15 protein-coding genes are annotated in these 16,808 nt (G+C 49.4%); 11 read left to right on the forward strand and 4 right to left on the reverse strand.

Annotated elements, in window-relative coordinates; all coding sequences use genetic code 11:
- Window positions 1-52 precede the first annotated feature (52 nt).
- On the reverse strand, window positions 53-2,044 hold the full coding sequence (gene rnb, locus OCV29_RS20215; RefSeq protein ID WP_073602195.1) for an exoribonuclease II: 1,992 nt from the start codon (window positions 2,042-2,044) through the stop codon (window positions 53-55).
- A 515-nt stretch (window positions 2,045-2,559) separates the two neighbouring features.
- On the opposite strand from rnb, the gene OCV29_RS20220 reads away from it, so the two are divergent.
- Window positions 2,560-4,431 (forward strand): DEAD/DEAH box helicase, encoded by a 1,872-nt coding sequence (locus OCV29_RS20220; RefSeq protein WP_073602196.1) that lies wholly within the window; start codon window positions 2,560-2,562, stop codon window positions 4,429-4,431.
- Window positions 4,432-4,564: 133 nt separating this feature from the next.
- Here OCV29_RS20220 and pulA read toward each other — a convergent pair whose 3' ends face one another.
- On the reverse strand, window positions 4,565-8,173 hold the full coding sequence (gene pulA, locus OCV29_RS20225; RefSeq protein WP_245796763.1) for a pullulanase-type alpha-1,6-glucosidase: 3,609 nt from the start codon (window positions 8,171-8,173) through the stop codon (window positions 4,565-4,567).
- A gap of 501 nt (window positions 8,174-8,674) precedes the next feature.
- Here pulA and OCV29_RS20230 point away from each other — a divergent pair.
- The 10 genes from OCV29_RS20230 to OCV29_RS20275 all read left to right on the forward strand — a co-directional run bounded on the left by OCV29_RS20230 (window position 8,675) and on the right by OCV29_RS20275 (window position 13,416).
- Complete coding sequence (locus OCV29_RS20230; protein ID WP_073602197.1) at window positions 8,675-9,451, forward strand: lamin tail domain-containing protein; 777 nt, start codon at window positions 8,675-8,677, stop codon at window positions 9,449-9,451.
- Between the two features lie 349 nt (window positions 9,452-9,800).
- Window positions 9,801-10,067 (forward strand): RebB family R body protein, encoded by a 267-nt coding sequence (locus OCV29_RS20235; RefSeq protein ID WP_073602198.1) that lies wholly within the window; start codon window positions 9,801-9,803, stop codon window positions 10,065-10,067.
- Between the two features lie 46 nt (window positions 10,068-10,113).
- A complete protein-coding gene (locus tag OCV29_RS20240) occupies window positions 10,114-10,380 on the forward strand; it encodes a RebB family R body protein (RefSeq protein WP_073602199.1) in 267 nt (88 codons plus the stop codon).
- A 44-nt stretch (window positions 10,381-10,424) separates the two neighbouring features.
- Window positions 10,425-10,691 carry a RebB family R body protein gene (locus tag OCV29_RS20245; protein WP_073602200.1) on the forward strand — a complete coding sequence of 89 codons (267 nt, stop codon included), beginning with the start codon at window positions 10,425-10,427 and terminating at the stop codon, window positions 10,689-10,691.
- Between the two features lie 46 nt (window positions 10,692-10,737).
- On the forward strand, window positions 10,738-11,004 hold the full coding sequence (locus OCV29_RS20250; protein ID WP_073602201.1) for a RebB family R body protein: 267 nt from the start codon (window positions 10,738-10,740) through the stop codon (window positions 11,002-11,004).
- 106 nt (window positions 11,005-11,110) lie between these two features.
- Window positions 11,111-11,503 carry a hypothetical protein gene (locus tag OCV29_RS20255; RefSeq protein WP_073602202.1) on the forward strand — a complete coding sequence of 131 codons (393 nt, stop codon included), beginning with the start codon at window positions 11,111-11,113 and terminating at the stop codon, window positions 11,501-11,503.
- A gap of 18 nt (window positions 11,504-11,521) precedes the next feature.
- Entirely contained in the window at window positions 11,522-11,836 is a 315-nt protein-coding gene (locus OCV29_RS20260; protein WP_073602203.1) for a RebB family R body protein, read from the forward strand.
- A gap of 137 nt (window positions 11,837-11,973) precedes the next feature.
- Window positions 11,974-12,366, forward strand: a complete 393-nt coding sequence (locus OCV29_RS20265; RefSeq protein ID WP_073602204.1) for a hypothetical protein — start codon at window positions 11,974-11,976, stop codon at window positions 12,364-12,366.
- Window positions 12,356-12,544 (forward strand): hypothetical protein, encoded by a 189-nt coding sequence (locus OCV29_RS20270; protein WP_139281494.1) that lies wholly within the window; start codon window positions 12,356-12,358, stop codon window positions 12,542-12,544. Before OCV29_RS20265 ends, OCV29_RS20270 begins: the two co-directional genes overlap by 11 nt.
- A gap of 32 nt (window positions 12,545-12,576) precedes the next feature.
- Entirely contained in the window at window positions 12,577-13,416 is an 840-nt protein-coding gene (locus OCV29_RS20275; protein WP_073602206.1) for a substrate-binding periplasmic protein, read from the forward strand.
- Between the two features lie 66 nt (window positions 13,417-13,482).
- Here the strand turns inward: OCV29_RS20275 and OCV29_RS20280 are convergent, their stop codons facing one another.
- Together OCV29_RS20280 and OCV29_RS20285 are read right to left on the reverse strand one after the other, a co-directional pair.
- Window positions 13,483-14,052, reverse strand: coding sequence for a phage tail protein (locus OCV29_RS20280; protein ID WP_073602207.1), 570 nt, complete (start codon window positions 14,050-14,052; stop codon window positions 13,483-13,485).
- Window positions 14,042-16,681 (reverse strand): hypothetical protein, encoded by a 2,640-nt coding sequence (locus tag OCV29_RS20285; RefSeq protein ID WP_073602208.1) that lies wholly within the window; start codon window positions 16,679-16,681, stop codon window positions 14,042-14,044. Before OCV29_RS20285 ends, OCV29_RS20280 begins: the two co-directional genes overlap by 11 nt.
- Between the last annotated feature and the right edge of the window lie 127 nt (window positions 16,682-16,808).

Raw genomic sequence — 16,808 nt, forward strand, 5'->3', positions numbered from 1 at the left:
CCGGATTCACACCGGGTCAAAGACATGTATAAACTGATGTCGATTCAATCGTTTACTCAGCGGTTTTTTCCGGATTGGTTTCACCGAAAGTTTCCACCGGCTTCGCGACGATATTCCGGTTTTCCTGATTCACTTCGGTCAGAATAACCGGCAGTACATCACCCAGTCTGAAAACCACATGATTATCAATGATGATCTGACCACTGTCGCCGTTACAGGTAATTCTTTCTTTATTATCAAGAATCAATGCGCCCGGAACGAAGATAGTCGCGCCATTTTCTAACAATCGAGCCCGGAGTCCGGCCCGGTTAATATCAAAGATTTCCGCCTGAAACTGCGTTTGTTTTTGCGGCTCTTCTGCCAGAGTTCTGGCGTACAGCCAGTCGCTCACACTTCTCTCGGCAATTTTGTGATGTTTACGATGCAGTGACAGTTCTTCGCCGACCTGTTCATCAGGTGTCTGAATCGGGGCTTTCCCCATCATATGAGCCTTCAGCAGGCGGTGGTTGATCATATCGCCGTACTTACGGATCGGGGAGGTCCATGTCGCATAAACATCCAGACCCATAGCAAAATGCTGTGCCGGCTGATTACCGATTTCACTGTAACTCTGGAATTTACGCACCCGGTTATCAAGATACATTGTGTCCTGTGCGGCCAGCCAGCGGCGTAAAGCGGAGAAACCGTCCAGTGTCGCCAGAACTTCTGCTGTTTGTCCTTCCAGTCCGTGCTCTGCGACCAGATCGACGACATCCTGAACTTTCTCTGGCTTAAAGCCGGCATGGGTATTAAATACACCGGTACCGAAGCTTTCTTTTAAGACTTTCCCGGCACAGACGTTTGCGGTGACCATCGCTTCTTCAACCAGGCGGTTCGCGCTGCGGCGGGAATCAGCATGAATGGCGATGACGTCGTTATCTTCACTCAGCTCAAAACGGTAATCCGGGCGATCCGGGAAAACAACAGCGTGAGTTTCGCGCCAGCCGGCACGGGCTTTCGACATGTCATACAGATCACGAACGACCTGTGCGATCGTTTCGTCCGGGGTCCACGCGTCTGAAGTGCCATTTTCCAGCCAGTCTGAAACATGTTCATAAACCAGCCGGGCGTGTGATTTGATATTGGCAGCGAAGAAACGGATATCATCGCCAATCGTACCATCCTGCGAGATGGTGACCTGACAGCACAGCGCCGGACGGATTTCACCTTCAATCAGAGAGCAGAGGTTATCGGCCAGCTCACGCGGGAGCATAGGAATGTTGCGTCCCGGCAGATAGATGGTAAAGCCCCGTTCGCGGGCAACTTTATCCATGGAATCGTCCGGAGTGATGTAAGCGGTTGGGTCAGCAATGGCGATAGTCAGTTCAAAATCACCATTGTCTTTACGCTGAGCAAACAGCGCATCATCCATATCTTTGGTGGATTCACCGTCGATAGTGACAAATGGCGTTGCAGTCAGGTCGGTCCGTTGCAGATCCGCGTCGTCTTTCTGTTCCCAGTTTTCAATCCCGTCAGGTTCATGATTTGGTAAATCGTTTTCGGCCAGCGTGACCCACCATGGCGCGATTTTATCGTTGGCATCAGTAATCTTTTCACTGATTTCAACGAAAAAGCCGTTATCACCTTTCAGCGGGTGGCGGATCAGATGCGCGACAACCCAGTCACCTTCTGCAAATTGTTCCGGATTCACCCCTTTTTTGGTTTTTGCCTTCAGAGGCTGCTTTTTCAGTTGCGGATGATCCGGTGCAACATTCAGTTTACCTTTATAAAGTTTTATCCGGCCGATAAAACGGGTTAAAGAAGGTTCAATCAGTTCTTGAGGTTCTGCGACTTCCCGTTCTTTTTCCGTACGGATAATGGCAACCACTTTATCCCCGTGCATGGCTTTTTTCATATATGGCGGCGGGATAAAGAAACTGGTTTTACTGTCGACTTCCAAAAAACCGAATCCTTTATCGGTCGCTTTAATCAAGCCTTCTTTTTTAGGAAGATTTTCCTGGATTTGTTGTTTTAGCTGGGCTAACAGTGGGTTATCTGAAAACATCTTTATAAATTAAACCTTTGATTTCTGTCGGGAAACTGCCATTCCCCAAAATCTCCCCAAATTCCGCCCCAAGAAGAATGAGACTGAATGTATACAGGGCGTTTGAGTTGGGGCTATTTTTCAATAAAAGTGTTACTACGCAATACGGTGCCACATAGTAACTGGTAATTGGATGAAAGTATATCCATGTTCCTGACTATCATCGGATGTGTCAATTACCGGTGGCAGGTGCCTGTGCATCCGGCTTGTCATGCCGGTTCTGGTGATTTTTTGTCATTTTTATGACAGGAGGTGTATATATAAAGTGCTCAATTCGAAAAATATGTGATGAAATTCAATTTTTTCTGGCTTTTTTTATGCGTTTAGGGAATAATCCGCACCCTGTTTATGTCCCTTGCCGCTTTCAGACGAAGTTTAATCTTAAGTAATTATAGAAAGGAATCTATCCTTAACCGGGTGAGAATGGGTAAAGCGTATGGGGCTATGTGTTATTTATTTTACTGACTGGGAACCCCATGCAAGAAAATCAAATTCAATTCCGCGATCTGTCTTTAACTGATGAAATCCTGTCCGCTCTGGATGGAATGGGTTTTGTCTCCCCAACGCCAATTCAGGCGGCAGCAATTCCTTTCCTTCTGGAAGGACGTGATGCACTGGGTAAAGCACAGACGGGTACGGGAAAAACTGCCGCATTTTCACTGCCTTTACTGAATAAACTCGATCTGAATCAGCACAAACCACAAGCTATTGTCATGGCGCCAACCCGCGAGCTGGCTATTCAGGTTGCTGCGGAAATCAAAAATCTTGGTAAAAACATCCATGGTCTGAAAGTACTGGAAATCTACGGTGGTGCTTCTATCGTTGATCAAATGAGAGCGCTCAGATCTGGCGCGCACATTGTTGTCGGTACACCGGGCCGGGTGAAAGACTTGATCAGCCGTGACCGCCTGCATCTGGACGAGTGTCATACATTTGTGCTGGATGAAGCGGACGAAATGCTCAAAATGGGTTTTGTAGACGATGTGACCTGGATTATGGAACAGGCACCTGAATCTGCACAGCGTGTTTTGTTCTCTGCAACAATGCCACCGATGGTGAAAAACATTGTCGACCGCTTCCTGCGTGATCCGGCGAAAGTCGATGTTGCAGGAACCAATCAGACGGTTGCCAAGGTTGAGCAACAATTCTGGGTGGTGAAGGGCGTAGAAAAAGATGAAGCAATGGTTCGTCTGCTGGAAACGGAAGAAACGGATGCGTCGATCGTGTTCGTCCGCACCCGTCAGGATACGGAACGTTTGGCGGACTGGCTGTCTTCCCGTGGTTTTAAAGCAACTGCGCTGCACGGTGATATTCCTCAGTCATTGCGTGAGCGTACCGTTGAACACATCAAGAAAGGTGTGACCGATATTCTGGTTGCGACTGATGTCGTTGCACGTGGTCTGGATGTGCCGCGGATTACACACGTATTTAACTACGATATTCCTTTCGATGTTGAATCCTATATTCACCGGATTGGCCGTACTGGCCGTGCCGGAAGAAAAGGTAAAGCAATTCTGTTGGTGCGCACCAATCAGATTCGTATGCTGCGGACGATTGAACGCGTGACCCGTTCCTCGATGGAAGAGATCCAGCTGCCGCACCGTGATAAAGTCGCGGAAGCGCGTTTGGTGAAACTGAGCCAGGAACTGGATATCGAAAAAGAACATAAAGTATTGGATCGCTTTGAATCTTTAGTGGATAAACTGAAGAGCACGCTGGATATTGATGCGGGCACACTGGCTGCGATGTTACTGAAACGTCAGCAGGGCAAGCGTCCTTTATTCTATATCGGTGAAGATCCGATGATTGCTGAAATTGAGCGTGAAAAACAACGTCGCCGTGAAAGAAGAGAAACGGGTGGCCGGGATGGCAGAAAAGGCCGTACTTTTGCTCAGGGTGACTGGGAGACTTATCAACTTCAGGTTGGCCGTGAGCAGGGCGTTCAGGTCAAAGATATCGTTGGCGCACTGGCAAACGAACTGGGTTTGGGTAAGGGCTCAATTGGTGCGATTAAACTGGCACCGACACATACATTTGTTCAGTTACCAAAAACTATGTCATCTGACGTCACACGTAAACTCGGTAAATTACGCATTCGCCAGAAGAGTGTGGGTGCTGTGGTTTGTGATTTCAATGATTTCCGCGAGTCCCGTGAATCACGCGGTGGCGCGGGTCGTCGTGATGGAAATCACAGTGGCGGACGTCGTGAAGGTGAACGCCGCTTTAACGGTAATCGTGAAAATGGTAATCGCGACGGTGAGCGTCGTTTCGACCGCAACCGTGGCGGTGATAACCGGGGTTCATACCGGGGTGAGCGCGGACACAGCCGTCCTGCACGCCGGGCTTAAGACCGGTTCAAATCAATATTGATGAGAAAGGGACGCTTCGGCGTCCCTTTTTTGTGCTGTGATCTTCAAATCACAGTCTGTACCGGCTATGAATTGCGCTGAACAGATCCCATGCTCAAAACAGATCACATATTCAAAGCAGATCCTGGTGCTGTTGCTCAAACACAGCCACAGACCATGCCGGGACAGACAGCTGGTTTTCTTCAACGCTGGCGGTGGTTTGTCCGTGAACCGCAATTGAATCAGAGCCCGCCAGCTGAGAAATGGTATGCAGCGTATAGCCGGTAGCATCAAATCCTGCGTAGTCGCTGACGGCTGACGGGGAAGCATTAATCACCACCACAAGACCGTCTCTGTCGGGATCGATGCTGTTGTCATGCAAATTGCCACTGTTATCGATTGCCATGACAATCAGGCCGGGAATCTGATCCGGACCGGTGTTACAGAATCTGACCCGGCGTTTGATCTCGCTGCCTTTACCTAAGCTGAACAGCCCGGAAGAGGCGCGCAGGGCAACCAGCTCGCGGAAATAACGATCCATCGCGGCGATATTGTCCGGCGACGGTTGGGCATTGTCTCCGGCATTGTGCAGAATCTGTTCTATCATGGACCAGTTACTGCCATCTTTATCTTCACGCGGCAAACCTGTATTCCAGTTATTATCATTTTTGGTGAAATCTACCTTATTGAACCAGTCGCCGGAATCGTAAGAATCCCGCTGCATTGATTTGGAGCGTAACAGCTCGCTGCCCATATGAATGAACGGAATTCCCTGGCCGAGAATTGCTGTGGCGAGGCTGACGGCTTGCATCCGGGTGCGGGTCGCTGTGCTGACGTCATACGCAATCTTATATTGGTTGTTGTCCCACAGCGTTTGATTATCATGTTTGGACACATAGTTTTGCACTTCCCATGCATCCTGCGCATATCCGGCAGGCTGGCCGTTGTAATCCACTTCAGCCCCTTTCACCGCTTTACCTGTGCTGTCAGTGAACTGATAATCTTTGAGATTTCCGGCCATCCCAAGCCGGACCAGATCGGCCAGATGCAGCGCGGTCGCTTTCAGAGCCGGTGTTTGTGTATTGAGATCGTTGACCTGAACATACACACCATTGCCGAAGCCCTGATTGAGGCGCAGATCCTGATCACTGTCGAATGGTCCTCCGCCCCGCACGGCATCCCGCAGGCGGTCAGAAAAAGATCCTATGCCGGTGCCACCGAGGTTAGCCTGTGTCGCTTGTTGAAACATCTGGTCATCTGCGACTTCACCGAAGTTCCAGCCCTCGCCGTAGAAGTAAACCTGCGGATTAATTTTTCTGGCGGCAGCCAGCGTTTGCTGAATCTGTGCCAGTGGATGATGGCCCATGAGATCCCAGCGGAATGCATCAATCTTGTATTGTTTGACCCAGACGGAAATGGAATCATCAATCAGCTTGCCGAACATTTTATTTTCCGGTGCCGTGTTGGAACAACAGGTTGATTGTTCAACCGCGCCGGTTATTTCATTCAGCCGTTGGTAATACCAGGGCACAATCCGATCAAGGACGGAGGTATCTGCAATCCCGGAAGCATTGGTGTGATTATAAACCACGTCCATAATCACATTCATACCGATATCCTGTTTGATTGCCATCACCATGTCACGGAACTCCTTAATGCGGGCCATGCCTTCCGCATCTGTGGCATAAGAGCCTTCCGGAACGGTGTAATGAAACGGGTCGTAGCCCCAGTTAAACGCATCAATATTGCGGACATGGCTGTTGAGTCGCTGCACGACCGCATTGTCTTTGTGATCGGTTTCTGCCAATGCCTGAAAGACCGATGCTAACGTCTCATCGCTGGTGCAGTAATGGCCAAAGTCCGGATCATTCTGAATTGTGCCATCCAGCTGGCACAAAAAAGAAAACCGGGTATCTATGGTCGCAATCTGGCTGGGATCTTCATTGATGGTTGCGATATCAAAAACCGGCAACAGATGGAGGTGCGTTACCCCTGCTGCTGAAAGCGCTTTGAGGTGTTCTGCCGGGACTGAATCTGCCTGAGTGAACGCCAGATATTTGCCGCGGTATGCGGGGATGGTTGAAGTGTCGGTCGCAGAAAAATCCCGTACATGCGCCTCATAGATAACCATACGGGCCGGGTTATTCTGCGCATGAGGTGCGGTCAGAGCATCCCAGCCTGCGGGTTTCAGTGCCGGGTCCGACAAATCAACCACCTGACTGTATTGAGAATTCATAGACAGGCTCAGCGCGTACGGGTCTGAAACTTCGTCAGTGTGAATTTGTTGGGTGGCCGGATGGTAAACTGTCACCTGGTAGCGGTAGAAATCACCGGCTGTCAGGGCGGTCTGTTCTGCCACCCAGCTGCCTGATGTGCGGTCAAAATCCATTTGAATGGCTGCCTGCGCCTGTTTACCGGCTGTGTAAGGAATCAGCTTGACATCTTGTGCCGTCGGGGCCCATAAGCGGAATGTGGTACTGCCGTCATCGTTGATGATCGCGCCATATTCAAGCTGAGTTGCGGCTTTTGCATACAGGGCATCCAGTGCACCGGCTGGCTGGACCGCAGTCGCCAGAATAACACCACTGGCATCACTGGCCGTCACGATGAACTGATCTTTGAGCAGGTCTTTGAGTGACAGCCCATGGGCTGAAAAATCAAAACTGAACCCGGTGAAGTTCTCCCGGAGATGCGGTTTGGTGGTTTGCCATCCGGTATCGCTGTGCCGGGTTGATGCAATTTTTCCGCTGGCACCGGATACAGTTTTAGTCTGGCTGTCATAACTCAGCGCACCATCTTCAGAATAATACAGTGTGACTTTGGTCGCGTCAGGCCGGTTCACCAGCAACGTTTGCGCATCGGCAAAGATTGCACTGGCACCGCTGAGCTGAACCTGTCCGTCGGGATGATGTGAGAGCGCCTGATAATACACGGTGTCTGTCCCTTTAAAAATAAAGCCAATCAGTCCGATGGCTGTAGTTTTATCAAATTCAAATTTCAGATCAGCCGTCTGATAGTCGCCACTGGTTTTATTATTCGCAATCAGATGAATACACGGGCTGATTTCTTCCGTCCTCATTGGTGTTGGTGCCCTTGTTGAACGGACCGGGATATCCCAGTAAGCGCCGTAAGTCTCGCTGTATCCCGTTGGTGTGATCCCCGGCCATGTCGTATCACTTCCATTAAAACTAGTACAATTTGTGTCGTTCCAGAGATGCAGAGTGAAACTATTTATATCATTATCACTACTGTTGACGTAAATACGGGCTGTGTTCTCCGGAACGGCTCCCTGAGGAATCAGTTCCGGGTAAACCGCAGCGACACCCTGGCGGGTGTACACCGCGTGGTTTGTATCGGTCTGGGTGAAATCAAGCGTGGCATTGAAGTCACCCAGTGGTTTTTCTCCGCCAATCCGCGGGATGAAATTGATACACTGTGTTTGATCGTCAGTGACGTCTAAGTCCCAGTACGCACCATATCGGGCATCGACACCGTCCGGAGACAGACCTTTTGTCCAGTCAGCGGCGTCCGGGTTGCCGGCGGCATAAGCATGACAGTGGTCATCATTCCAGACATACAGTGTTGCCTGATCATAAAGATCGTCCTCCGCTTTGTAGTACACCCGCTCAGCGTTGCGATGCGCCGGTTGAGCGGAAATCTCAGTGTCTGATGAATGGCATCCGTTCAACAGCCCGGCAAGCAACAGGGGGATGATGATCGGGCCGCCGTTGGCAGGCCATATGTCTCTGACCTCAAATAGTCTGTGTAAGAATCGGTTGTACACGTGTTTATCCCATAACATGGTGATTGATACGCATCATCCTAAAAATGTTCTGTCGCTACTGAATGTGACCGGGGCAGGTGTTGTTTTTTTTCAGATGATGAATCAATTATTTAGCGGGATTTATCACTGTATGCAGGTTGAACCTGTATGGCACTGCGCATGGATTGCAGGCGTATCCGGATGGTGGAGATGAGGCGTGAAAAGGCGCAGGCTCCGCCCCGGAGCTTTCTGGTTTAGAGCTTTCTGGTTTAAGAGAGCTCTGGTTTAAGAGAGCTCTGGTTTAAGAGAACTCAGCTTTAGGACCACTCTGTTTTGGATCATCCTGCTTTCTTTTGGGGGTACTGGTTTCTCTTTGGTTTTACCGGGAAATCCGGCGATTAACCCAATTTATGTGGCAAGATTCCGGCTAGTATATTACCGGGTACAATCCGCAATTGTCCGGAATAAAAGGAGCACAACGTGTCAGTGATTCATCGTCAGATCCGTCAGGATATGCAGAAATTGATTGATCAACTTTCCACTCATGATTTGCCTGCTGTCAAGGCGGTCGATCAGGTTTGGGAAGATTTGAATCAGTTGCAACTTCAATATCAGATTGAGATCGCTCATCTCCGCTTCCAGGATGAGACCGATCAGCTGAATGAAACCATAACCATCAAAAACCGGGGAACTCTGATTGCCGATTTGTCCGGCTGGACCATTGAAGCCGGTTCACCCCATCAGATTTACACTTTTCCTGAACACTCGTTGCTGCATCCACACCAGCAATTTGTTGTTCACACGTCGGGTGAACATACACATAGTTTTCAGTTCCATCATCCGATCTGGAATAACCGGGGGGATCTGGCAACGTTGAAAAATCATCAGGGAGATGTGGTGTGTTATTGGGCCTACGGCCAACATGCGCATTCAGATGTGGTGATTAGCCGGATCAAGGCCGACGGTCATGAGGGCCGGGGAGAGGGCGATGAGTTTATTGAAATCGTCAATATCTCGGAACATATCGTTGATTTGAGCGACTGGCAGGTGACATCTGTCCGCAATCAAACAACCTTCACTTTTCCGCCGGGGAGTAAGCTTCGTCCCGGAGCCTCACTGAAGATTTTTACGGATAAAACGACGTTAGCTGAGAATGAATATAGTTTTAACAGTCACCGTGCTCTCTGGAATAATCAGGGCGGTGGTGCTGAACTGATTGATTATCTGGGCTGTATGGTCTCTGTTTATCAATATTGATTTTAACGCTGCTTGCTGCCGGTAAATTTTGGCGGCCTCCCGCTTTATCCTTCCCTGAAACCGGGGGAGGATTTTTTATTTTTATTGATTTTTTACATACGGTATTTACCCATGGTCATTATTCCTTTCTGTTCCTGCTGTCTGCCTGAATGAGCTGGTATGAGAAAGACAGATTCAGTTGCATAGATTCACCAGAAAAGCTCCCTGATTTCACGGAGATAGCCCGCCGGTTTTCACCAATAATAAACCTCAGAAATTGGGTAAATCACTTTACTCATCATGACGTGATATCACGTTTGTACACCAGCAAGCTAGCGATAGCTTCGTCACTTCTATACAGGAGAAAATTATGCCAAGTACAGTAGATGGTTCAATTACTGATTCTGTCACTCAGGTGAATACAAAAGTATTGGGTGATACACCTGCAACTGCGATGGGTAATCTGATGATGCCAACCAGTCAGTCGCTCAGTGTTGCAGCTCAAAACCTCGTCACAGGTCAGCAACAAGCCAACGTGATGTATCAGGCTGCGACCGTGCAGGGAATCAATGCGTTAATGAATACGGGTGAAGCAGTGACAGGTTCTGTGACTGAAAACATCATTACACGCCGCTAAGGCTTATTTGTCTCATAAATCATACTAATCAATAAGGAAAATTATCATGCCAAATTATGTGAATGAAGCGATTACAGACTCCGTGACTCAGGCGAATACCAAAGTGCTGGGTGACGTGCCTGCAACTGCGATGGGCAACCTGATGATGAGCACCAGCCAGTCATTAGGTGTGGCAGCACAAAACTTAACGATGGGACAGCAACAAGCCAATGTGATGTGGCAGGCTGCGACTGTTCAGGGCATTAATGCATTGATGAATACTGGTGAAGCTGTGACGGGTTCCGTCACTGAAGGCATTATCCAGGGCCGTTAACCCGGACTTCCCGTCACTAATATGAATCAATAAGGACCAAAATCATGCCAGATTTAGTCAATTCAGCGATTACAGACTCAGTGACACAAGCAAATACGGAAGTACTGGGGGATGTACCGGCAACTGCGATGGGTAACCTGATGCTGAGCACCAGTCAGGCACTGAGCATTGCTGCTCAAAACCTGATCACCGCGCAGCAACAGGCCAATATCATGTGGCAGGCCGCCACCGTGCAGGGGATTAATGCACTGATGAATACCGGAGAAGCTGTTACAGGGACAGTCTCTGAAGGCATCATCATGCGGCGGTAACCCGTTATTTCCGCAACCGTAACTATCGATCAATAAGGACAATATTATGCCAGATACAGTCAATGGCGCGATTACAGACTCTGTAACGCAAGTGAATACCAAAGTTCTTGGTGATGTACCCGCAACCGCAATGGGAAATCTGATGATGAGTACCAGCCAGGCGCTGGGCATTGCGGCACAAAACCTGACCACAGGTCAGCAACAGGCGAATGTGATGTGGCAGGCCGCAACCGTTCAGGGCATCAATGCGCTGATGAACACCGGTGAAGCGGTGACAGGTAAGGTTTCCGGCAATATTATTGCTGGCCGGTAATCATGATTCAGAGTTCAGAGGGTGAAGCCTCTGAACTTCTTTTTCAGTCAGGTATATCTTTTTCAGTCAGGTATATCTTTTTCAGTCAGGTAAAAGGAGTCCGTTCATGGGAGCAGGACAGGATCATTCACCAGAACCCGGTCAGGGTGATATCAAAAAGGACAGGGAACAAACGGCCAATATTGCTGATAAGTCACTGGCGCAGTCCGGCGCACTGGCTGTGCAGGATGCGGCGAACTCTTATCGCGATATGAATACCCTGTTGACAACGGCCAGCGGTGTCGCACTGGCGAACTTTATCGAAACCGGAGATGCACAGTATCTCAAAGCATTAGATACGATCAATCATCAGGCTCAGGCATCAAAAAATAACTTTATCGATTTATATATGCAGGTCAATCAGGCCCGGCAGGGCAACCAGAAAAACAGCGATTTGGACAAAGCCGCCAAAAAAGAGGACGGTAATCCTGCAGAAACAGGAACAGTTGTTAAAGATTAATTATTTTGGAGAATAATCATGGGAAATGAAACTCAGGTTGACGATGACTGTTTGCCGGAAAAACAATATGCGCCGGAAAACTATTCACTGGATATGGTCGATACGATTTTTGCAGATACGCTTTCCAGAGGCATGCAAAATGCGATTGTCTCCCAGCAAAATGCACAAATGGCGTCTTCCAGTGCCGTGACCAGTGCCTGTGCCCGGATTCTTCAGGCTCAAGCGAAAATTGCGGCAAAAAAAACTGAAGATGAAGCGCAAGACAAACCCGCAGAAGAGGGAGGCGTGAATAAACAGAATGTGTGTAAGAAAAAAAAGAGACAGTGGCTGTAGCTTCCCCTGAAACTACCGCCAAACCACGATCAATGCATACACTGTTGGGACTCGGGCTGGTGCTTTCTCTGGTGCTGGTCAGCCTGAGTTCCCTGATCGTCTGACATCGGTGACATGCCAGACAAGGAAGAGGAAATATGATGACAGCCGGGCCGACGCAACCAACCAATGAACCAACAAATCACGCTGCCGATCGCGGGGAACATCCGCAGGAGCGGTCTGAACAGACAACACGGACAGATTCACACGAAGAATCCGGCCGCTATACACCCCGCAATGCATCACGGGTCTCCGGGATGAAACTGCCGGAGGTTGATTTTGAAGCTTTTCAGTCTTCATTGTATGAACAAATTAATACATTACACCAGCAGCTCATCGAGATGCGGGCGACACAAGAAGCGCATCTGTCGGAATTGATGACACTGCAATCAGAGCAGAGAGACGCCCTGAACAGCATGTTTGGTCCGGCCGCTCAGTCTGCGGAAAATCATCAGACCGGGGAGCCGGACACTGAACAGAATGATGGATGATCCCGGTGGCATGATGGCCGGGGTTTTGTTGCAAAAATTGAGAAAAAATCGCTGCACGCCGGCGATTTTTTTGTGCCTGGCGACTGTTTCACGGATTGCAGCAACCTTCACACTCAAGCGTATTTTGTTACATTTTTTTTTAACGTTGGATTGGCTGTTTTTCCAGCATTGTCCATGATTGATTATCAGGATAATTAACAGGCAGGCTTCATGCGGTTTCAACATACGATTCAACCCAAAATGGTGATTATCGGCATTTATTTGTTATTGTTCCCGTTTCTTTTATCTGCTCAGCCCACGCTGAAAATATCCTCTCCAAACGTGCCGCCCTTTGTGTATCAAAAAAGTATCCCATTTTACGGATGCGGGCTCGGATGTGAAATTGTGCAAGAAGCGTTTCGGGCGGTATCACTTCAGTCTGAGGTTTATATTGTTCCCCTGACCCGTGCAGTCTGGTCAGTGATCGAAAACAAGAGCACGGCAAGTCTGGGTTTTTATCAGTGGTTTAAAGCCGAAGGTTTTGCTTCAGAGGTTGAAAAAGTCGATATTTTAGCCATGAATCTGACGCTGTTTTATAAAAAAAAGCATTTTCCTGACGGATTTGAGTTTCATCAGTTTGCCGATTTATTGCCTTATACGATCAGCAGTGTCCGGGGCGGTGTTTTTACGGATGCTTATGAAAAGGCCGGCCTGAATGTGTCTTACAGTTCCCGGATTGAACAAAATATCATGAAACTGGAGGCAGAGCGGGTTGATCTGGCAGTGATTGCTGAATTGTCTGGCTGGCAAATTATCCGTGATCGGTATCCTGAACAAATCGATAGTTTTGCGACGATTGAAAATCCGGTGGCGACAGACTTCATGTCGGTGATGTTCAGAAAAGAAGATGAGCAGCTAAGAGCTGAATTTTTGCGGGGGTTGAAAACAATTGCCGCGAATGGCACCTACCAAATGATCATGACAAAATATTATCAGCGTGCGGGCATAGATACCGGACGTATCCGCCAGGATATGCCTGAATATCTGAGGGTGCCCGAAGCAAAGCAATAATTATTGATTTTAGACGGAAAACAGGATGCATCCGGAACAGCAGATATCCGGCGCATTCTGCCGGAATTACCGGGCTTTAATCAGCCAGTAAACAAAGGTATTGACCGGGCGGATTTCCGTCTGGCTGATATATGGGTCTGATGGCTGAGTAATCCGATCTGTATTGAAAGTCTCATTCGTCGCCGAGATAGCACTGCCTGCAGGCGGGTCGGACGGCGTGACCATGCCGGAACCTTTATGTTGGTACGCATGCTGATGGTTAATGAGCGCATAATCCTGACGCGAACCGACCTGATTGGTGCCGCCATGTTTCGGGGCGGTCCGGTGTTCTGTACTACCGGAGAAGTGAGTGCCGTCATCCACACCTCTTAAAAATGTACCCTGATAATCCGGCACCGCAAAGGTTGTTTTGCCATCGCCGCCATAGCGGTTTTGCAGCGCAGCAAACAGCGCGGGATAGACGGCAATGTCGACGGTGGCTCCATTGCACAGTAGCCAGTCAAATGGCCGGGGCGTCTTGGAAGGATTCGTTTCTATCACACCGGCATAAGCAATCACAGCCCCGGCCGGGCTGAATGGGCAGGCTTGTGTCGCCGCAGACGACACCACAATGCCGCTTTCCTGACTATCGTTCATGGTCTAAATAATCCTCCAGATCCCGCTGATGGTCATCACCTAACACGGCCATGGTGGTTGGCAAAGTGATATACCAGTCATGCCCCCGGTTATCCTGTTCAGACCGGGGCAGATTAAAGCGCTTATAGTCGGCTGTGATCGCTTCTGAATGGCGGTTCACCGGCGTGTATTGTTCTTCACCATGCCATATTTTCCCGGTATCGAGGAAGTATAAAAACCGCAGCACATGATTCTCCTGCACCGGGATATAGAGCCTCGCCTGCGTTGCTGTCAGAAAATCTTTCAGATACAACGGCGCATCTAAAGCGGCTACCAGTTCAGCCGTTGGTTTGAGTGTGTCCGGATCAGCCGGTGAACCGTTGTATAAAGCAATACAGAGATTTTCCCAGTCCAGTACGCTGCTGGCATACTGCTCGAAAGGCATGGGCTCATGGGGATAAGACAGATCATCACCGATTTTGTCCATCGCCTGATGATAAAGCGCCATCATGCCCTGATGGATGACATAGTTTTTCATCAGCGAACGGGTCATCGGTGTTGCAGCGCGTTGCAGTAATTTTTCTGCCTCTTTCCGGCGTTGCAGATAAGTGTCGAGCTGCTTTTGGTAACCCGCTTGCAACGCCTGATACACATCAAACTGCCAGCGGGCAAATATTGAGGGCAGGCAGGTACATTCTGCGCTGACCTGTATTGTATATTGCACGGGTAAGGCGGGTGAAGTCTCACTGCTGGCCGCAGGTGGTGTGGCCAAAACCGAAACCGGGATATCACCGCACTGTGGCGGTGTGTCTGCGCCCGGTTTTGCCGGGAATGTCCAGGTGCCGGAGGCGGATGTCCTGACTTGTCCGGCCACATTGACCTGATACTGATAACCTTCAGCCGCAGACAGGCCGACTGTCACTTTCGTGGCCTGATAGCCATCCGGCACCGGCATCATCAGCGTTGTCGCCATTTTGTCACTGCTTTGAGTCAATGACCGGACACAAGTCGCTGCCGGTGGCTGAGGCAGGTCTGAAACCTCAAACTGGACCGCCAGCGATAAATAGTCCGGACACATCGCGGGTTCTGGCGTTTTCGTTTTTGTCTTGCCTTTTGAGTTTGCAGCAGGGGTTGCAGAACAGTCTGGCTGAATGGCATGAAAGTCATTGACGCCGCATTCAGCCAGAGTTTGAGGTGGTTTCAGATTCACCAGCTCTTTCAGGCCGGCAAAATCACCCAGATCTGAACTCTCGACCGGGCAAATGATTTCAATCAACAGCCGGTTATAAGAAGACGAGGACGTGACTTTATAGCGCTTATTCAGCCAGAAATAAAAGCCATTGATGATGTTTTGCGTCTGATTGGAGAATTCATGAGTGGATGTCTGTTCTCTTTGGAGAATGGATTGCTGTTCCCGGCGTTGATTGACATCTTTCACCGCACTGGCTTTACTTTCGGCCAGCACCTGCTGAATAAAATCTTCATGTTTATCTACGCCGGTGCTCAGCGGTGTATCGGTGATGGTCCATCCGCCGGATGTATCGGATTGATTGCCGGGGTTGTATCCGGTTTTGTATTGATTAAATGCGGTTTCCTGCTGCTTTTTCGCCATCACCTGCTGAACATAGGTGCTTAAATCCTGATCCAGCTGATGCTGTTGGGTATCGTGTCCCTGACGATCGGTATCCTGATGATGCTCGTGCTGATGGGTGTGGGTGACTTCTCTGGAGACATGGGTTCTTGTCTCTCCCGGTAACACGGTTTCGACCTTTTGTAACTCACCTGCCTCATAACCGACCAGGCGATACCGGAACTGATTCAAAATCCCCAGTGCATAATAGCGGGCGCTTCCCGTCAGCGGTGTTGCGGTTGCCGCGGGGGATTGTGGGGGTTGAATAGATTGAGGCGTTTGCGTGGCATCGCTTTGAGCCGGAAGCGGGAAAATCGCATCAGGCAAAAGCACACTGGCATGCCACCAGAAGGATAACAGTGTATCGTCTGCCGGTTGATTTTTTTGTTGGGCCTGATTGTAGCGCAACCCGATATGGATTTTACGCAGCAGGGACAGCAGCTGATCCAGCCAGGCATATTCGTAGTCAATCTGAATGACCAGCGCCAGCACGCTCCACCAGAGCGACTGCGTGAGCTGGCTGAGTTCCGTCTGGGTGACTTTTTGCTGGTCAACATTCACGATGTCACCCAAGGCTTCAGCCTGTTCATGGGACGGCGTGTGTTCCAGCCGGAGGTTTACCAACGGATAAGACCAGACCGGCAACTGAGCCACCGATGCAATATAGCAGGTCAGATCGCCCGGTTGGGCAGGCTGAGAAATAAAGTCAGCCGCCCATTTTTCGATTTCACCCCGGTTTCCTGCCTGTTTTGCTTTGGCCAAATCTGTGAATGTTGGTGTGCTGGTCAGTGCGGCCGGGATCGTAATAAAGGCATTATTCACCATGGGTGGTGGTACATCCGGAACTTCACCCTGATGGAAATAGGGAAACAGATTCTGATAATCGGTTCTGACTTCGTTGCCGGTAAAACTATTCAGATAAGAGTGATCCTGAGTCATGATGATTCTCGTATGGTGACGGACATAATTGAGATCGTAAGTTGTCAGGGGAAAGAGGGATTGGGGGATTTTCAGAGACATTCAGGGAAATCCGTGAAACTGCGCGAACCGGTCATGTGCTAACCAGTCATGTATTAACCGATAATGTATTAACCGATAATGTATTAACCGGTAAAAAAGGCCGGGATCGATGTGCCCGGCCAGAGCT

The organism is Vibrio aerogenes (assembly GCF_024346755.1).
Lineage (GTDB): Bacteria > Pseudomonadota > Gammaproteobacteria > Enterobacterales > Vibrionaceae > Vibrio > Vibrio aerogenes.